Source organism: Amycolatopsis sp. NPDC104863 (assembly GCF_055582965.1).
On record NZ_JBVJOW010000009.1, the window covers coordinates 344626 to 360239 of the forward strand.

At 72.0% G+C, this 15614-nt stretch carries 19 protein-coding genes; 10 read left to right on the forward strand and 9 right to left on the reverse strand.

Annotation, left to right across the window (positions count from 1 at the left end; all coding sequences use genetic code 11):
* Positions 1-63: 63 nt before the first annotated feature.
* Both ACZ63J_RS40270 and ACZ63J_RS40275 read left to right on the forward strand, forming a co-directional pair.
* The gene (locus ACZ63J_RS40270; protein WP_465399240.1) at positions 64-915 is read left to right on the forward strand and encodes a helix-turn-helix domain-containing protein; all 852 of its coding nucleotides are present in this window, start codon (positions 64-66) and stop codon (positions 913-915) included.
* The gene (locus ACZ63J_RS40275; RefSeq protein ID WP_465399239.1) at positions 912-1697 is read left to right on the forward strand and encodes an SDR family NAD(P)-dependent oxidoreductase; all 786 of its coding nucleotides are present in this window, start codon (positions 912-914) and stop codon (positions 1695-1697) included. Before ACZ63J_RS40270 ends, ACZ63J_RS40275 begins: the two co-directional genes overlap by 4 nt.
* On the opposite strand, the gene ACZ63J_RS40280 is transcribed toward ACZ63J_RS40275, so the two are convergent.
* The 4 genes from ACZ63J_RS40280 to mgrA all read right to left on the reverse strand — a co-directional run bounded on the left by ACZ63J_RS40280 (position 1676) and on the right by mgrA (position 4619).
* Complete coding sequence (locus ACZ63J_RS40280; RefSeq protein WP_465399238.1) at positions 1676-1951, reverse strand: cyclic-phosphate processing receiver domain-containing protein; 276 nt, start codon at positions 1949-1951, stop codon at positions 1676-1678. The two genes, ACZ63J_RS40275 and ACZ63J_RS40280, sit on opposite strands and share 22 nt — an antisense overlap.
* Positions 1948-2817, reverse strand: a complete 870-nt coding sequence (locus ACZ63J_RS40285; RefSeq protein ID WP_465399237.1) for a TIGR03564 family F420-dependent LLM class oxidoreductase — start codon at positions 2815-2817, stop codon at positions 1948-1950. Before ACZ63J_RS40285 ends, ACZ63J_RS40280 begins: the two co-directional genes overlap by 4 nt.
* A gap of 16 nt (positions 2818-2833) precedes the next feature.
* Positions 2834-3499 (reverse strand): TetR/AcrR family transcriptional regulator, encoded by a 666-nt coding sequence (locus ACZ63J_RS40290; protein ID WP_465399236.1) that lies wholly within the window; start codon positions 3497-3499, stop codon positions 2834-2836.
* A gap of 91 nt (positions 3500-3590) precedes the next feature.
* On the reverse strand, positions 3591-4619 hold the full coding sequence (gene mgrA, locus ACZ63J_RS40295) for an L-glyceraldehyde 3-phosphate reductase (protein ID WP_465399235.1): 1029 nt from the start codon (positions 4617-4619) through the stop codon (positions 3591-3593).
* Positions 4620-4696: 77 nt separating this feature from the next.
* Between mgrA and ACZ63J_RS40300 the strand changes: the two genes are divergently transcribed.
* Positions 4697-5578, forward strand: a complete 882-nt coding sequence (locus ACZ63J_RS40300) for an AAA family ATPase (protein WP_465399234.1) — start codon at positions 4697-4699, stop codon at positions 5576-5578.
* On the forward strand, positions 5575-6942 hold the full coding sequence (locus tag ACZ63J_RS40305; protein ID WP_465399233.1) for a vWA domain-containing protein: 1368 nt from the start codon (positions 5575-5577) through the stop codon (positions 6940-6942). The genes ACZ63J_RS40300 and ACZ63J_RS40305 overlap by 4 nt, the downstream gene beginning before the upstream one ends.
* Here ACZ63J_RS40305 and add read toward each other — a convergent pair.
* Complete coding sequence (gene add / locus ACZ63J_RS40310) at positions 6920-7885, reverse strand: adenosine deaminase (protein ID WP_465399232.1); 966 nt, start codon at positions 7883-7885, stop codon at positions 6920-6922. The genes ACZ63J_RS40305 and add overlap by 23 nt on opposite strands.
* A gap of 152 nt (positions 7886-8037) precedes the next feature.
* Between add and ACZ63J_RS40315 the strand changes: the two genes are divergently transcribed.
* On the forward strand, positions 8038-8277 hold the full coding sequence (locus ACZ63J_RS40315; protein WP_465309940.1) for an antitoxin: 240 nt from the start codon (positions 8038-8040) through the stop codon (positions 8275-8277).
* Position 8278: 1 nt separating this feature from the next.
* Here the strand turns inward: ACZ63J_RS40315 and recQ are convergent, their stop codons facing one another.
* A complete protein-coding gene (recQ, locus tag ACZ63J_RS40320) occupies positions 8279-10114 on the reverse strand; it encodes a DNA helicase RecQ (RefSeq protein ID WP_465399231.1) in 1836 nt (611 codons plus the stop codon).
* 85 nt (positions 10115-10199) lie between these two features.
* Between recQ and ACZ63J_RS40325 the strand changes: the two genes are divergently transcribed.
* Positions 10200-10640, forward strand: coding sequence for a DUF6314 family protein (locus tag ACZ63J_RS40325; RefSeq protein ID WP_465399230.1), 441 nt, complete (start codon positions 10200-10202; stop codon positions 10638-10640).
* Here ACZ63J_RS40325 and ACZ63J_RS40330 read toward each other — a convergent pair.
* Both ACZ63J_RS40330 and ACZ63J_RS40335 read right to left on the reverse strand, forming a co-directional pair.
* Positions 10621-11508, reverse strand: coding sequence for an SDR family oxidoreductase (locus tag ACZ63J_RS40330; protein WP_465399229.1), 888 nt, complete (start codon positions 11506-11508; stop codon positions 10621-10623). The genes ACZ63J_RS40325 and ACZ63J_RS40330 overlap by 20 nt on opposite strands.
* Before the next feature lie 30 nt (positions 11509-11538).
* Positions 11539-12279, reverse strand: a complete 741-nt coding sequence (locus ACZ63J_RS40335; protein ID WP_465399228.1) for an SDR family oxidoreductase — start codon at positions 12277-12279, stop codon at positions 11539-11541.
* Positions 12280-12523: 244 nt separating this feature from the next.
* Here ACZ63J_RS40335 and ACZ63J_RS40340 point away from each other — a divergent pair, with 244 nt between their 5' ends.
* The 3 genes from ACZ63J_RS40340 to ACZ63J_RS40350 all read left to right on the forward strand — a co-directional run bounded on the left by ACZ63J_RS40340 (position 12524) and on the right by ACZ63J_RS40350 (position 14419).
* Positions 12524-13249 carry a hypothetical protein gene (locus tag ACZ63J_RS40340; protein WP_465399227.1) on the forward strand — a complete coding sequence of 242 codons (726 nt, stop codon included), beginning with the start codon at positions 12524-12526 and terminating at the stop codon, positions 13247-13249.
* Positions 13250-13251: 2 nt separating this feature from the next.
* Positions 13252-13836 carry a hypothetical protein gene (locus ACZ63J_RS40345; protein WP_465399226.1) on the forward strand — a complete coding sequence of 195 codons (585 nt, stop codon included), beginning with the start codon at positions 13252-13254 and terminating at the stop codon, positions 13834-13836.
* A gap of 73 nt (positions 13837-13909) precedes the next feature.
* Positions 13910-14419 carry a mycothiol transferase gene (locus ACZ63J_RS40350; protein WP_465399225.1) on the forward strand — a complete coding sequence of 170 codons (510 nt, stop codon included), beginning with the start codon at positions 13910-13912 and terminating at the stop codon, positions 14417-14419.
* Here the strand turns inward: ACZ63J_RS40350 and soxR are convergent.
* Positions 14416-14895 carry a redox-sensitive transcriptional activator SoxR gene (soxR, locus tag ACZ63J_RS40355; protein ID WP_465399224.1) on the reverse strand — a complete coding sequence of 160 codons (480 nt, stop codon included), beginning with the start codon at positions 14893-14895 and terminating at the stop codon, positions 14416-14418. The genes ACZ63J_RS40350 and soxR overlap by 4 nt on opposite strands.
* Before the next feature lie 97 nt (positions 14896-14992).
* Here soxR and ACZ63J_RS40360 point away from each other — a divergent pair, with 97 nt between their 5' ends.
* Positions 14993-15583, forward strand: coding sequence for an NADPH-dependent FMN reductase (locus tag ACZ63J_RS40360; protein WP_465399223.1), 591 nt, complete (start codon positions 14993-14995; stop codon positions 15581-15583).
* Positions 15584-15614 lie beyond the last annotated feature (31 nt).

Genomic DNA, 15614 nt, shown 5'->3' on the forward strand with positions numbered 1-15614 from the left:
CCCCGGGGTTCCTGGGGGTGACAGGACCAGGCGCGGGCGGGCGGCGTTGATTACCGTGGAGTCGTGACCGGCGAACCGAACCTCCTGGGTGACCACCTCCGCGCCCGCCGCGAGCTGCTCACCCCCGAGCAGGCGGGCATCCCGGCCGCCGGCCTGCGGCGGGTGCCCGGCCTGCGCCGGGAAGAGGTCGCGATGCTGGCCGGGATCAGCGCCGACTACTACCTGCGCCTGGAGCAGGGGCGGGACCGCAACCCGTCGAGGCAGGTCCTCGAGTCCCTGGCCCGGGTGCTGCAGCTCGACGACGACACGACGGCGTACCTGATCGGTCTCGCCGAAGCCGGTCCGGCACGCCGGAAACGCCGTCGCCGCAAGGAAACCGTGCCGCCGGGCACGGTGAAGTTCGTGGCGGCGCTCCCGCTGCCGGCGTTCGTCGAGGGGCGTTACCTCGACGTGCTGGCGGCCAACCCGCTCGCCGCGGCCCTGTCACCTCGGCTCGTCGTCGGCGCCAACCGGCTGCGCGACGTGTTCCTCGACCCGGCCGAGCGGGCGCTCTTCCCGGACTGGGACCGGGCCACGCAGGGACTGGTGGCCGGCTTCCGCCAGTCCGTCGGCACCGAGACCGACGACCCCCGGTTCATCGAGCTCGTCGGCGAGCTTTCGCTGGCGAGCCCGCGTTTCCGGGCGCTGTGGGCCCGCCACGACGTCGCGAACCGGCGCGGCGCGACCGTGCGGTTCGACCACCCGCAGGTCGGCGAGCTGGTGCTGAACCGCGAAAAGCTCGTCGTCAGCGAGGCGCCGGGCCTCGTGCTCGCCGTCTACCACCCCGACCCCGGCACGGACGCCGCGGACAAGCTGGCCCTCCTCGGCTCCGCCGCCGCTCCGGCCCGATCCGACCAGAAGGAACCCCACGCATGAGCAAGCTCGCCCTCGTCACCGGCGCCACCTCCGGCATCGGCCGGGCGTTCGCCGAACGCCTGGCGGCCGACGGCCACGACCTGGTGCTCGTCGGCCGGCGGCAGGACCGCCTCGACGCGTTCGCCGCCGCCCACACCGAGGTCAAGGTCCGCACCGTGGCCGCGGACCTGTCCACCGACGAAGGAATCGACGCCGTGGCGGAGATCGCCGCCGCCGAGCCGCTCGACCTGCTGGTGAACAACGCCGGGGTCGCCCACTACAAACCGCTGGCCGACCTGCCCGCCGCCCAGGCGCGCGAGCTGGTCAAGGTGAAGGTGCTCGCGCCGACGTTGCTTTCGCGCGCCGCGGTCGGCGGCATGCAGGAGCGCGGCCGCGGCGCGATCGTCAACGTCGCGGGCATGATCGCCTTCAGCGGCCCGGCGCCGTATTCGCAGATGCCGCGCCGCGCGGTTTACGCCGGCAGCCTCGCGCACCTGGTGGCGATGTCGCAGACGCTGAGCGCCGAGCTCGAAGGCACCGGCGTCCGGGTCCAGGTCGTGTGCCCGGGCGTGGTGGCCACGGAGTTCCACGAGGTCCAGGGCCTGGACCTGAGCGCGGTGCCCCGCATGAGCGCGGCGGACGTCGTTTCGGCGTCCCTGCGCGGCTTGGAGCTCGGCGAGGTCGTCTGCGCGCCGGGTGTCGAGGACACGAGCCTGCTCGACACCGTCTTCCGGGCCGATCTGGCGGCTTTTGGCGGCCAGAGCCCGGAACTCGCCTCCCGCTACCGGACGCCGGGACCGTAACGCCGGGCCATCCCGGTCAGCCATTCGCGGCCGACCGGGTTCGCGGTGTGCACCCGCACCTCGGGCGGCCAGCGGTCGTGCTCGCACAGCCAGAGCACGACCGGCCGGGTCGTGTCGTCCCCGCCGAGGTCGTGGTCGAAGGAGATCGCGGCGAAGTCGGTGCCCGCCAGGAGTTCGATCGCCTCCGCGCTCGTCTTGGCCCACGTCCAGCCGTCCGGCGCCGGGCGGAGGTCGTCGACCCAAAGGCGGCTCATGCGGCCAGCAGTTCGCGGGTGCGGGCCTGCTCCGCCGCCGAGCCGAACGGCATCACGAGCAGCTCGGTCGCGCCCGCGTTTTCGAGGGCTTTCACCTGGCGGAGCACGGTTTCCTCGTCGCCGACGATGACGCTGTCCGAGACTTTCGCGTGGCCGTCGCGGTCGAGCATCGCCCGGTACGCCGGGACGTTCGCCGCGGCGCCGTAGTTCTCCTCGACCCACGCGCGGCGTTCGTCCACATCGGACGTCACGCAGATCAGCTGCCCGGACACGACCCGCGACTCCCCGCCGAGCGCCGGCGCCACGAACTCGCCGGTCGCCCGCGGGCCGGCCCACGTGGTGATCACGCCGTCGGCCAGCTCGCCCGCCAGCCGGGTCGACTTCGGGCTCACCGAGCCGACCAGCACGGACGGCCGCTCGGCGCCCGGCGCGGTCACCCCGCCCGCCGCGGTGAGCGACTCGCCGTGGACGGCTGCCTTTTCCCCGCGCAGCACGGGGGTCAGCGCTTCCAGGTACTCGCGCAGGTGGCGCAGCGGGCGGTCGTAGGAGTACCCGAACTCGTGCTCGACGATGTACCGGTGGCTCAGCCCGACCCCGAGGTGGACCGGCACGCCGGTCGCGGCCTGGACGGTCAGCGCCTGCGCGGCCATCGTGATCGGGTGCCGCGGGTAGGTCGGCACGACACACGTGCCGAGCTCGACACCGGGCGCCGCGGCGCCGAGAGCGGGCAACGCCGTGAGCGCGTCCCAGCCGCCACGCTGGGCCAGCCAGAGCGTCCGGTAGCCGAGCTTCGCGGCTTCGCGCGCTTGGGCGGTCATGGCGTCGAAGCCGACGCCGAGTTCGTCGATCAGGATCCCCGTGCGCATGTGTCCTCCCAGGTGGTCAGTACGCGCGTTCGAGCTGTTTCCGGTCGAGCGCGACGGATTCGGTGAACAGCCCGACCACGCGGGGCGCGATCGCCCGCAGCCGGGTGGTCGAGACGGCGAGCGGCTCGAAGGCGTGCGCGACGGTGTCGGCCAGCAACGCCGGCTCCGGCGGGGAAGCGCCGACGAGGAAGCCGTGCAGCACCGCCTGGTAGGCGACGGCGAGTTCGCGGGCCGGCCGGTCCGCGCGCAGCAGGTCGTTGGCCGCCAGCAGTTCGAGGTACTCGACGAACGCCTCGTCGTGGCGCGGGTCGAGCTTGGCGTGCAGCTTCGGCAGCAGCTTGCCGAGCGTGTCGGTGTCGTCGGCGTACCCCGCGCGCAGCAGCGGCCGCGCGAGGACGTTCCGGTACTGGGCCTCGGTGAGCGTCGACAGCCGCGCGGCGAGCGGGTCGGCTTCGAGCGTCCGGACGAGGTCTTCGATGCTGCGCACCGACTCCCGCAGCAGGACGGCGAGGAAGAGCTCCTCACGGTTCTTCCAGTGCAGGTAGACGGTCCCTTTGCCGACGCCGGCGCGCTCGGCGACGTCCTCGATGGTCGTGCGCCGGTAGCCGGCGCGCAGCAGCAGGCCGGCGGCGGCGTCGAGGATCCGCTCGGCCCGCTCCACGCGGTCTTCGGCAGGAGGCATGGCGCCATCGTATGACCAAATACGAAGTCTGGTCAAACGTCAGGCCCGAAAGAGGGCGGGACACGCCGGGCGTCCCGCCCTCCTGGGTGGCTCAGCCGTCCGAGGACCGCTTCCACAGGTTGATGCCCGCGTCGGTCGCGTGGCCGTCGATCTCGGTCAGCTCCTCCGAGCTGAAGTCGAGGTTCCCGAGCGCGCCGACGTTGTCCTCGAGCTGCTTGACGCTGCTCGCGCCGACCAGCACCGACGTCACGCGGTGGTCGCGCAACGCCCAGGCCAGCGCCAGCTGGGCCAGCGACTGCCCGCGGCGCCCGGCGATCTCGCTGAGGGCGCGGACGCGGCCCAGCCGGTCGTCGTCGAGGGTGTCCGGGTCGAGCGACTTGCCCTGCGCCGCCCGCGAATCCGCGGGGACGCCGGTCAGGTACTTGTCCGTGAGCAGCCCCTGCGCCAGCGGCGAGAACGCGATGCAGCCCGCGCCCGCCTCGTCGAGGGTGTCCAGGAGCCCGTCCTCCTCGATCCAGCGGTTCAGCATCGAGTACGACGGCTGGTGGATCAGCAGCGGCGTCCCGAGCTCACGCAGCAGGCGCGCGGCTTCGGCGGTCCGCTCGGAGTTGTACGACGAGATCCCGACGTAAAGCGCTTTCCCGGCGCGGACCGCGGAGTCGAGCGCGCCGACGGTCTCCTCCAGCGGCGTCTCGGGGTCGAACCGGTGAGAGTAGAAGATGTCGACGTAGTCCAGGCCCAGCCGGCCGAGCGACTGGTCCAGTGAGGACAGCAGGTACTTGCGGGAGCCCCACTCGCCGTACGGGCCGGGCCACATGTCGTAGCCGGCCTTGCTGGAGATCACCAGCTCGTCGCGGTAGGGCTTGAAGTCGGTGGCCAGCAGCCGCCCGAAGTTCTCCTCGGCCGAGCCGTAGGGCGGGCCGTAGTTGTTCGCCAGGTCGAAGTGCGTGATGCCGAGGTCGAAGGCGCGGCGGGTGATGTCGCGCTGGGTCTGCAGGGGCTTGTCGTGGCCGAAGTTGTGCCACAGCCCGAGCGAGATCGCGGGCAGCTTGAGCCCGGACCGCCCGGTGCGCCGGTAGGGGATCGATTCGTATCGGCCGGAAGCCGCAACGTAGGTCACGCGGCGATGCTAGCTCGCTCGGCGGCACTCGGCGGTCCGGTACAGTCCGGGGTGAGCGACCGCTTAGGAGGCCACTGGTGGGCACCGGATTCTTCACCTCCGTCGACGACGTGTCGGCGAAACTGGCCGAGGCCGGCTACCTGGCGTCCACGGCCGTGGCGACCACGGTGTTCCTCGCCGACCGCCTCGGCAAGCCGCTGCTCGTCGAAGGCCCGGCCGGCGTCGGCAAGACCGAGCTCGCCAAGGCCGTCGCCCAGGTCAGCGGCTCGCGGCTGGTGCGCCTGCAGTGTTACGAAGGCATCGACGAGGCCCGCGCGCTGTACGAGTGGAACCACGCGAAGCAGCTGCTGCGGATCACCGCCGGCCGCGACGAGACGTGGGAGCAGGCCCGCACCGACATCTTCGGTGAGGAGTTCCTGCTGCGTCGCCCGCTGCTCACCGCGATCTCCTCCGACGAGCCGACCGTGCTGCTCATCGACGAGACCGACAAGGCCGACATGGAGGTGGAGGGCCTGCTGCTGGAGGTGCTCGGCGACTTCCAGGTGACCGTGCCGGAACTGGGGACGATCACCGCGACGCGCGCGCCGTTCGCCGTGTTGACCTCCAACGCGACGCGCGAGCTGTCCGAGGCGCTGCGCCGCCGGTGCCTGTTCCTGCACATCGACTTCCCGGACGAAGAGCTCGAACGCGAGATCGTCCGGCTCAAGGTCCCGGGCATCAACGACGCCCTCGCGGATTCAGTCGTCCGGGTGATCTCCGCCCTGCGCGCGATGGACCTGCGGAAGCTGCCGTCGGTCGCCGAGACCATCGACTGGGCGCGCACGCTGCTCGCGCTCGGCGCGACCACCCTGGACGACCGGGTCGTGCGGGAGAGCCTCGGCGTGGTGCTCAAGCACCAGGACGACATCACCAAGGCCGGCGCCGGCCTGAAGCTCGAACAGGTCCTGGACGCGTCGTGACCGGCGGTGTGCCGGAGCGGCTCGCGTCGTTCGTCAAGGCACTGCGGGCCCAGGGCATCCCGGCCGGGCCCGCCGAGACGGTCGACGCCGCGGCCGCGCTGGAGGTCCTCGGCTTCGACGACCGGGCGCTGGTCCGCGAGGGCCTGGCCGCCGCCCTGGTCCGCCGGGGCGGGCAGCGCGCGGTGTTCGACGCCGCGTTCGACCTGTACTTCCCCGCGGGGATCGGCGCGCCGGAACGCGCCCGCGAAGACCCGCCGGCCACGCTCGAAGAGCTGCGTGAAGAGCTCGCCGCAGCTCTCACTGACGGTGACCAGCAGGCGCTCGACCAGCTGGCCGGGCTCGCCGTCGAGATGCTCGGCCAGTACGGCTCGGCGTCCGGCCCGGGAGGTGGCTTCTCGGCCCACCAGACCCTGGAGCGGCTCCAGCCGCAGACGCTCATCGCCCGCGTGCTGGCCGCGGTCCGCGGCGGCGGCGCGCGCGGCGAGTTCACCGACCGGCTCGACCGCGACGAGATCCGCCGCCGGGTCGAAGGGTTCCGCGGCCGCGTCCGCACCGAAGCGCGCCGGCGGGCCGCCGAGGTCCGCGGCCGCGAGCGCGTCGCCAAGCACGCGATCGCGCCCGCGCCGGACCGCGTCGACTTCCTCATCGCCAGCCGCGCCCAGCTCGCCGAGCTGCGGCGGACGATCCAGCCGTTGTCGCGCAAGCTGGCGACGCGCCTCGCCGCCCGCCGCAAGCGCACCACCCGCGGCCAGATCGACCTGCGCCGCACGCTGCGCCGGTCGCTGTCGACGGGCGGGGTGCCGCTGCGCCCGGCCTACCGCCACCGGCGGCCCGGCCGGCCGGAAATCGTGCTGCTGTGCGATCTTTCCGGGTCGGTGGCCGGGTTCGCGAACTTCACCATGCTGCTCGTGCAGGCGCTGCGCGACCAGTTCAGCAAGATCCGCGTGTTCGCCTTCGTCGACAGCGCCGACGAGGTCACCCACCTGGTCACGACCGGTGTCGCGGACCCCGAACACCTGGGCGCGCGGATGCTGTCCGAAGCCGCGCTGGTGCGTTGGGACGGCCACAGCGACTACGGCGGCTCACTGCGTCAGTTCACGGCGAACTGGCTCGACGCGGTCGGCCCGAGCACGTCGGTGCTGATCCTCGGCGACGCCCGCACCAACGGCGGTGACCCGAACCTCGACGCGGTCCGCGAGATCAAGGCCCGCGCCCGGCACGTCTACTGGCTCAACCCGGAACGACGCTCGTTGTGGTCCACCGGCGACTCGGCGGCCTTGGAGTACGCCGACGTCGTGGAGATGCACGAGTGCCGCACGGTGCAGCAGCTGTCCACGCTGGTCACCCGGTTGCTGCCGGTGTGAGCCACGCGTCGATGTCCCGCAGCATCGCCTTCTTGGTCGCTTCGGGAGCGAAGGACGCCCTGACGCTCGCCCGCGCGAAGTCCGCCATCACAGCGTCGTCGTAACCGAACGCGTCCCGGATGCGGGCGTACTCGGCGGCCAGCGGCGCACCGGTGACCGACGGGACGTCGGTGTTGAGCGTGACCGCCAGCCCGGCGTCGAGCAGCCGGGGGAGCGGGTGCTGGGGCAGGGACGGCACCAGCCCCAGCGTCACGTTCGAGGACGGGCAGACCTCCAGCGCCAGGCCGCGCTCGCGGACCTCGGCGACCAGTGCGGGGTCTTCGAGCACCCGGATGCCGTGGCCGAGGCGTTCGGTGCGGCCGACGTCGAGGGCTTCGCGGATGCTGTCCGGGCCCGCGTCCTCGCCGGTGTGGTGCAGGAGGTGGAGCCCGGCGGCGTGGGCCTTCTCGAAGATTGTGGCGAACGGCCGCAGCGAGTGGTTCTCTTCACCGGCCATGCCGATCGCGAAGACTTCGTCGTACTTCAGCGCGAGTTCGAGGGTGCGCTCGGCTCGTTCGACCGAACGGCGTCGCGAGTGGTCGAGCACGAGCCGGGTTTCGAGTCCCGAAAGTCCTTTGAGGACGGACGCCAGCGGCATTTCCGGGTCACCGAGCCGTTCCCCGTGCGACGCCGCGGTGAAGGTGACTTCGGCGTAGCGCGTGCCCTGGGCGGCTTCGTCTTCGCAGTACTCGCGGGCGATCCGCTCGAAGTCCTCCGGACGCCGCAGACAGGCCCGGACGAGCGTGTTGTAGTCGGCGAAGGCGCGGAAGCCGTCGAACACCGGCGGCTCGTCCGGGACGTCGACGCCGTTCGCCGCGCCGAGCTCACGGAGCGTGCCCGGCCGGATCGTGCTCTCCAGGTGGACGTGCAGGTGGGCCTTCGGCAGGGTGGCCAGGTCGCGCATGATCACGAGCCTAGGGTCCTCCGGCGGGGATCCGCGCGCGATTTTCCGCCGCCGCCGCCAGCGCGGCCGGGTTTGGGCTGGGTCACACGGGGAACCTCTGGGGGGTTCGTCCGCGTTGTCAGGATGACCGTAACCGAAGAGGGAGGACCACCGTGGCTTTCTTGCGCAAGCTCACCGTGCTGGCCGGAGCCGCCGGCGCCGCCCGCGCCTACGCCAAGAAGAACCCCGAAAAGGTGAACCAGTACGTCGGCAAGGCGGCCAAGTTCGTCGACGACAAGACCAAGGGCAAGTACCACGAGCACATCGCGGGCGCGGTCCGCAAGGTCAACTCCGTGACCGGCCCGGACGGGCAGCCGGGGCCGGCCGGGCGGCCGGGACCGGCCACCCCGTAGGTCACTCGGCCGACAGGGCTTCGAGGACACCCTCGCCGTACTTGGCGAGCTTGTTCTCGCCGACCCCGCTGACCGTGCCCAGGTCGGCCAGGGAAGCCGGCCGCTGGGTCGCGATCTGACGCAGGGTCGCGTCGTGGAAGACGACGTACGCGGGCACGCCCTGCTCCTTCGCGACCCCGGCCCGCCAGGCACGCAGGCGTTCGAACAGCGGGGCCGCCTCCGCGGGCATGTCGACCGCGGGGGCGGCCTTACGCGTGCCGCGGACCTTCGCGGCGGCCGCGCGCTCGGGCTCGCGGCGCAGCATCACCTGGCGCTCGCCGCCCAGCACCTCGGCGCTCGCCTCGGTGAGCACCAGCGAGCCGTAGTCACCCTCGACCGCGAGCCGGCCCTGGGCGAGCAGCTGCCGCACCACCGCGCGCCACTCCGGCTCGCGCAGCTCGGTGCCGATGCCGAACGTCTTGAGCGTGTCGTGCTGGAACTGCGTGACCTTCGGGGTCGACTTGCCGAGCAGGATGTCGATCACCTGGCCGGCGCCGAACTTCTGCCGCCGTTCGTTGCGCAGCCGCACGATCGTCGAGAGCAGCTTCTGCGCCGGGATCGTGCCGTCCCACTTCTCCGGCGGGTTCAGGCACGTGTCGCAGTTGCCGCACGGCTCGGCCGCCTGCCCGAAGTAGTTGAGGATCTGCACGCGCCGGCACTCGACCGTCTCGCACAGCGCGAGCATCGCGTTGAGGTGCGCGCCCAGCCGGCGCCGGTGCGCGTCGTCCCCTTCGGACGTGTCGATCATCTTCCGCTGCTGCACGACGTCCTGCAGGCCGTACGCGAGCCACGCGGTCGACGGCAGCCCGTCACGCCCCGCCCGGCCGGTCTCCTGGTAGTACCCCTCGACCGACTTCGGTAGGTCGAGGTGCGCGACGAACCGGACGTCCGGTTTGTCGATGCCCATGCCGAACGCGATCGTCGCGACCACGATCAGCCCGTCCTCGCGCAGGAACCGCGACTGGTGCTTCGCGCGGGTGCGCGCATCCAGCCCCGCGTGGTAGGGCACAGCGGGAATTCCGTTCTGCACCAGGAACTCCGCGGTCTTCTCGACCGAGTTCCGGGACAGGCAGTAGACGATCCCCGCGTCCCCCTTGTGCTCGGTCTGCAGCAGCTCCAGCAGCTGCCGCTGCGGCGAGTTCTTGCCGACGATCCGGTACTGGATGTTCGGCCGGTCGAAGCTCGCGACGAAGTGGCGCGCCTCGTCCAGGTTCAGCCGGGCCGAGATCTCCTTGTGCGTGGCCTCGGTGGCCGTCGCCGTCAGCGCGATCCGCGGCACGTCCGGCCAGCGCTCGTGCAGCGCGGAGAGCTGGAGGTAGTCGGGCCGGAAGTCGTGGCCCCACTGGGCGACGCAGTGCGCCTCGTCGATCGCGAAGAGCGAAATCTTGCCGCGGTCGAGCAGCCGCACGGTGGATTCGACCGAAAGCCGTTCCGGTGCCAGGTAGAGCAGGTCGAGCTCGCCGGAGAGGAACGCCGTTTCGACCTCCTGGCGGGCCGCGTAGTCCTGCGTGGAGTTCAGGAACCCGGCGCGGACCCCGGCGTTGCGCAGGGCGTCGACCTGGTCCTGCATCAACGCGATCAGCGGGGACACCACCACCCCGACACCCGGCCGCACCAGCGCGGGAATCTGGTAGCACAACGACTTCCCGCCGCCGGTGGGCATCAGCACGAGCGCGTCACCGCCGCCGATCACGTGCTCGACGATCGCCGCCTGGTCGCCGCGGAAGGCGTCGTAGCCGAACACGCGCCGGAGGGTCTCCAGCGCGTCGGACACGGTCGCGAACTCGGTCTCTGCCACGCGGCCGAGTCTAGAGCGGGGGTCCGACAACTTCCGGCCGCCCTCTCCGGCGCGCCGCCCGTCCGCCGGTGCCACACTGGTCGTGATGGACGAGTACTTCCCGGTTCCCGACCTGGCCGCGCATTTCACCGGCGAGTGGCGGCTCGACCGCGAAATCCTCACCGCCGCGGGGGATCCGGCGGGCGAGGTGAGCGGCACCGCCACCTTCACGGAGGAGGACGGCGTCCTCGTCTACCACGAAGCCGGCGAGATGCGCCTCGGCACGTACCGCGGCCCGGTGACGCGCACGCTGCACTACCGGCCCACCGCGGCCGGTCAGGCCGACGTGCACTTCGACCACGGCGGCTTCTTCCACGCGCTCGACCTGCGCACCGGGCACTGGCGGACCGACCACCCCTGCCGCGACGACCTCTACCGCGGCAGCTACCGCGTGCTCGACGCGCGCCGCTGGCAGCAGGAGTGGGCGGTCCGCGGCCCGGCCAAGGACCACGTGATCGTCACCCGGTTCAGCCGGCCGACGGGCTGAGCAGGTCGGCCAGGTCGATCCGGCGCAGGAACTCGCTGCGGATCCGGTCGCCGACCTCCGCGACCAGCCAGCCGCCGTCGTCGGACGGGTCGATGTGCGTCCGGAACGGCCGCTTCCCCTTCGGCAGCTCGACGACCTTCGCGAGCTCCTCGGCCACCTGCGCGACGTCCGCGTCCGCCGGCGTGATCTCGGCCAGCTTCGCCGCGACGTGGTCGCTCAGGCCCGCGTAGCGCTCTTCGTAGGCGTTCGCGACGGCCTCGTCGGCCGGCCGCCCCGAGTTCGGGAAGTGGTTGGTGCCCGAGGTGAACGCGCCCGGCACGATGATGGCGGTGTCGATCCCGAACCGGGCCACCTCCGCCGCGTACGACACCGCGAGGCTGTCCATCGCCGCCTTCGCCGCGAAGTACGGCGCGAGGTACGGCGGGGTGCCGCCGCGGACGCTGCTGCTCGACACCCACACCAGCAGCCCGTCGCGCCGGCCCCGCAGGTGCGGCAGGGCGGCGCGGTTGACCCGCTGGGCGCCGATCACGTTCGTGTCGTCGAGCTGGGCCAGCTGGTCGGGGGTGAAGGCCTCGGCCGGGCCGAGCACCATGTGCCCGGCGTTGTGCACCACGGTGTCCAGCCGCCCGTGCTCGGCGACGATCGCGGCGATCGCGGCGTCGGCGGAGTCCTGGCTGGAGACGTCCAGCTCGACCGAGCGCAGGTCCACGCCGTGCTCACGGGCGTACGCGGCGGCGGCCTCGACCTGCGGCGCGTTGCGGCCGATGGTGGCACGCATCCCGGCGTAGACGGTGTGGCCGTTGCGGGCCAGCGCCCGGGCGGAGAGGGCGCCGATCCCGCTGGAGGCGCCGGTGACGACGATGATCATGACTCTGTCCTTTGCGGTAGGTGGGGTTGCTCAGACGATTCCGCCGTTGGCGCGCAGCACCTGGCCGTTGACCCAGCGCGCGGGCCCGGCGAGGAACGCGACGACCTCGGCGATGTCCTCGGGCCGGCCGAGCCGCTCGAGCGGCGGCTGCTTGGCCATCCGGTCGATCGTTTCTTCGTCCTTGCCGTCGAGGAACAGCGCGGTCGCGGTCGGCCCGGGGGCGACGGTGTTCACGGTGATGTCGCGGCCGCGCAGCTCGCGCGCCAGGATCATGGTGATCGCCTCGACCGCGCCCTTGGTGGCGTTGTAGATGCCGTAACCGGGCAGGTTCAGGCCCAGCACCGACGTCGAGGTGGTGATCACCGCGCCGCCGTCGCGCACCCGCTTCGCGGCCTGCTGGGCCACGGCGAACGTGCCGCGGATGTTGGTGCGGTGCACCCGGTCGAGGACGTCGAAGTCGGTGTCCGCGATGGGGGTCGGCGCGGTCATGACCCCGGCCAGGTGGGCGACGACGTCGACGCCGCCATAGGTGCGTTCCGCGGTGTCGAACAGCTCCGCGACCGCGGCCGGGTCGGCCACGTCGGCGCGGACGGCGATCGCCTGCCCGCCCCGCTCGGTGATGGCGTCGACGGCGGCCTGGGCCTCCTTCTTGTTGCCGGCGTAGTTGACGACGACCGCCATGCCGTCGGCGGCCAGGCGCTCGGCGACCTGGCGGCCGATGCCGCGGGAGCCGCCGGTGACGATCGCGACGCGGGTCTCGGTGGTGCTCATCGGGTCCTCTTCCGTCCGGCGGCGCTGGTAGCACCGCTTCCGTCGTTCTGTTATCGACGATAGCACTCAGGCGTTAACGACGCTAGTCCTCGATTGTTATCGTCGTTACACCCGCTGGGCGGCACGGCATCCGGCCGTATCCGCGCCGCCGGTCGGCCGAATCGCGGGCAAACGGCGTTTCGGGCCCCGGGTTCCGGGCACACGGAACCCATCGGGGGCGACATCCGCAAAGGAGTTTTGTGCAATGCCCACCTGGCTGATCGTGGTGATCGTCGTCGTGGCCATCGCGGTTCTCGGCGCCGTGATTTGGCTTGTGACGCAAGAGATGCAGCGAAAACGACTACAGCAGCGCTTCGGCCCGGAGTACGACCGGGCGGTCAAGGAGAGCGACAACCCGCGTGCGGCGCAACGGGAACTGGCCGAGCGCGAACGCCGGCACAAGGAGCTCGACATCCGGCCGCTCTCGGCGTCGGCGCGCGAGCGCTACACCCAGAAGTGGGCCCTGGTGCAGGAAAAGTTCGTCGACCAGCCGGCCATGGCGGTCGCGGAGGCCGACCAGGTGCTCGTCGCGCTGATGGCCGAACGCGGTTACCCGACCGAGGGGTACGAGCAGCAGGTGCAGGACCTTTCGGTGCGGCACGCCAAGACCCTGGAGGACTACCGCGCCGCGCACAGCACGCAGCAGAAGCGCGACGGAGCGTCCACTGAGGACCTCCGCGACGCGATGGTCCGCTACCGCACGGTCTTCGAGGACCTGCTGACCGACGGCGACGACGAGCACCACGACGACCGGCACGGCCGGCACGACGACGACCGGCACGACCACGGGCACGACCACCACGAGCGCCGGAACGGGCACGACCACAGCGCTCGCGACCGTGCCGACCGCCGCGACACCGACACCGACACCGACCAGCCCGAGCGACAGGCGTCCGCACAGCCGCGGACCGAGTGGAACGGAGGACGCTGACCATGACCGACCACCTCACCAGGCACAGCGCCGAACACGACGACGACCTCACCGACCGCGACGACGTCCGTGAGCCGGCCGACCTCCGCGACGACGGCACCGACGTCCCCGGCCAGGAGCAGGACGGCTTCCACGAGTCGGGGGCCGACTCCGCCCGCGGCGCCGGGCAGAACCTGAGCACCGCCGACCTGGCGTCGGCGTCGGCCCAGCCGGAAGCCCCGGCGGACACGGCTTCGGACACCACCACCGGCACCACCACGGACACGGCCGCCGACGCGCGGCCGGGCGCCGGCCGCCACGGATCGGACGCCGGCGACGAAGCACCGCCGTTGATCGACTCGGAGAAGGTCACCGGGTTCCGCGACCGCTGGCAGAACGTCCAGACCGGGTTCGTCGACGACCCGCAGCAGGCCGTCCGCGAGGCCGACGAGCTGGTCGCGGCCGTGATCAGCGCGCTGGCCACCACGTTCGCCGAGCACAAGAGCGAACTGGAAGGCCAGTGGCGGCACGGCGAGCCGGCCACCGAGGACCTGCGTGTCGCGCTGCGGCGCTACCGCTCGTTCTTCGACCAGCTGCTGCCGCGCTAGCGGGAACCGTTTGCCGGCGGGCATGATCGGGTAGCACGCCGGTGAACGGGATCAGCAACGAGAGGCAAGCGGGATGAACGTGGCCGAACTGCTCGTCGACGGCTTCGGCCGGGTCCGGGAGAACGTGCACGCGGCGGTGGAAGGACTCTCCGCCGAGCAGCTCCGGACCCGGCTGGACGACGAGGCCAACTCGATCGCCTGGCTGGTGTGGCACCTGACCCGCGTCCAGGACGACCACGTCGCCGACGTGGCCGGGACCGAGCAGGTGTGGACCGGCCAGGACTGGCTTTCGCGGTTCGGCCTGCCGTTCCCGGCCGGCGACACCGGCTACGGCCACCGCCCGGCGGACGTCGAGGCGGTCCGGGTGAGCGACCCCGGCCTGCTCACCGGCTACTACGACGCCGTGCACGACCAGACCGTGAAGTTCCTCGAAGGGCTCGACGGCGCGAAGCTCGACCGGGTCGTCGACGAGGCCTGGGACCCGCCGGTCACCTTGGGCGTGCGGCTGGTCAGCGTCCTCGACGACGACATCCAGCACGCCGGGCAGGCGATGTTCATCCGAGGCCTGCTGGAGCGCCGCTAGTCCTCGTAGCCGTCACCGCGGTGGTCGGCGAGCCGCTGCGGACCCGGGCCGTCGGCCCCGAGCCGGTCGCCCGGGTTGGCGAGCCGGCACTTCGCCAGCGACATGCAGCCGCAGCCGATGCAGTCGCCCAGCTGGTCACGCAGCTGTTCCATCTGCCGGATCCGCGCGTTGAGGTCGTCCTGCCAGCACCGCGAGATCCGCGCCCAGTCGGCGCGGGTCGGCGTGCGGTCGTCCGGCAGCAGGGCGAGCACCTCCCGGATCGCCGAGAGCGGCATCCCGACCCGCTGGGACATCCGGATGAAGGTCACCCGCCGCAGCGCGTCGCGGCAGTAGCGGCGCTGGTTCCCGGCAGTGCGGCGGCTGCGGATGAGCCCTTCGTCTTCGTAGAACCGCAGGGCCGACGCGGGCACCCCGCTGCGGCGGGAGAGCTCGCCGACCGTCAAGTCCGGCAGGGTCCGGGCTGTGGCGTTCACCATGGTGCCAGCCAACCACAGCCGCGTGCTTGACTTCAAGCGAGCTTGAGGTCTCATCCTGGCCCGGACGGCAACAATGCCGCTGTGTCAAGGAGGAAGTGTGTCCGAAGCTCCCGTACGGGTCGCGGTGATCGTGGGAAGTGTCCGGGAAGGACGGTTCGGCCCGGTGGTGGCGGACTGGCTGGCCGGGGTCGCGGGCGAGCACGGCGGGTTCGAGGTCGACGTCGTCGACCTCGCCGAGCCCGACCTGCCGCTGGTGATGCCGGCGTTCGGTGCCGCGCCATCGGCCGAGGTCGTTGCCGAGGTCGCGAAGGTGACGCCGCGGCTCGAGGCCGCGGACGCGTTCGTCGTCGTCACCCCGGAGTACAACCACAGCTATCCGGCCTCGCTGAAGAACGCCATCGACTGGCACCGCTCCGAATGGACGGCCAAGCCGGTCGCGTTCGTCTCCTACGGCGGGATCTCCGGCGGCCTGCGCGCCGTCGAGCACCTGCGGGCGGTGTTCGCCGAGCTCCACGCGGTCACGATCCGCGAGACGGTGAGCTTCCACGGCGCCCACGCGCGGTTCGGGTCCGACGGCCTGCCGAAGGACGACGGCGCGGCCGTCGCGGCGAAGGCGCTGCTCGACCAGCTCGGCTGGTGGGCCCGGGCCCTGGCCGAAGCCCGGCTGGTCCGCCCGTACCCGGGCTGAGGTTTTCCTTGACCTCAAGCCGCCCTGAGGT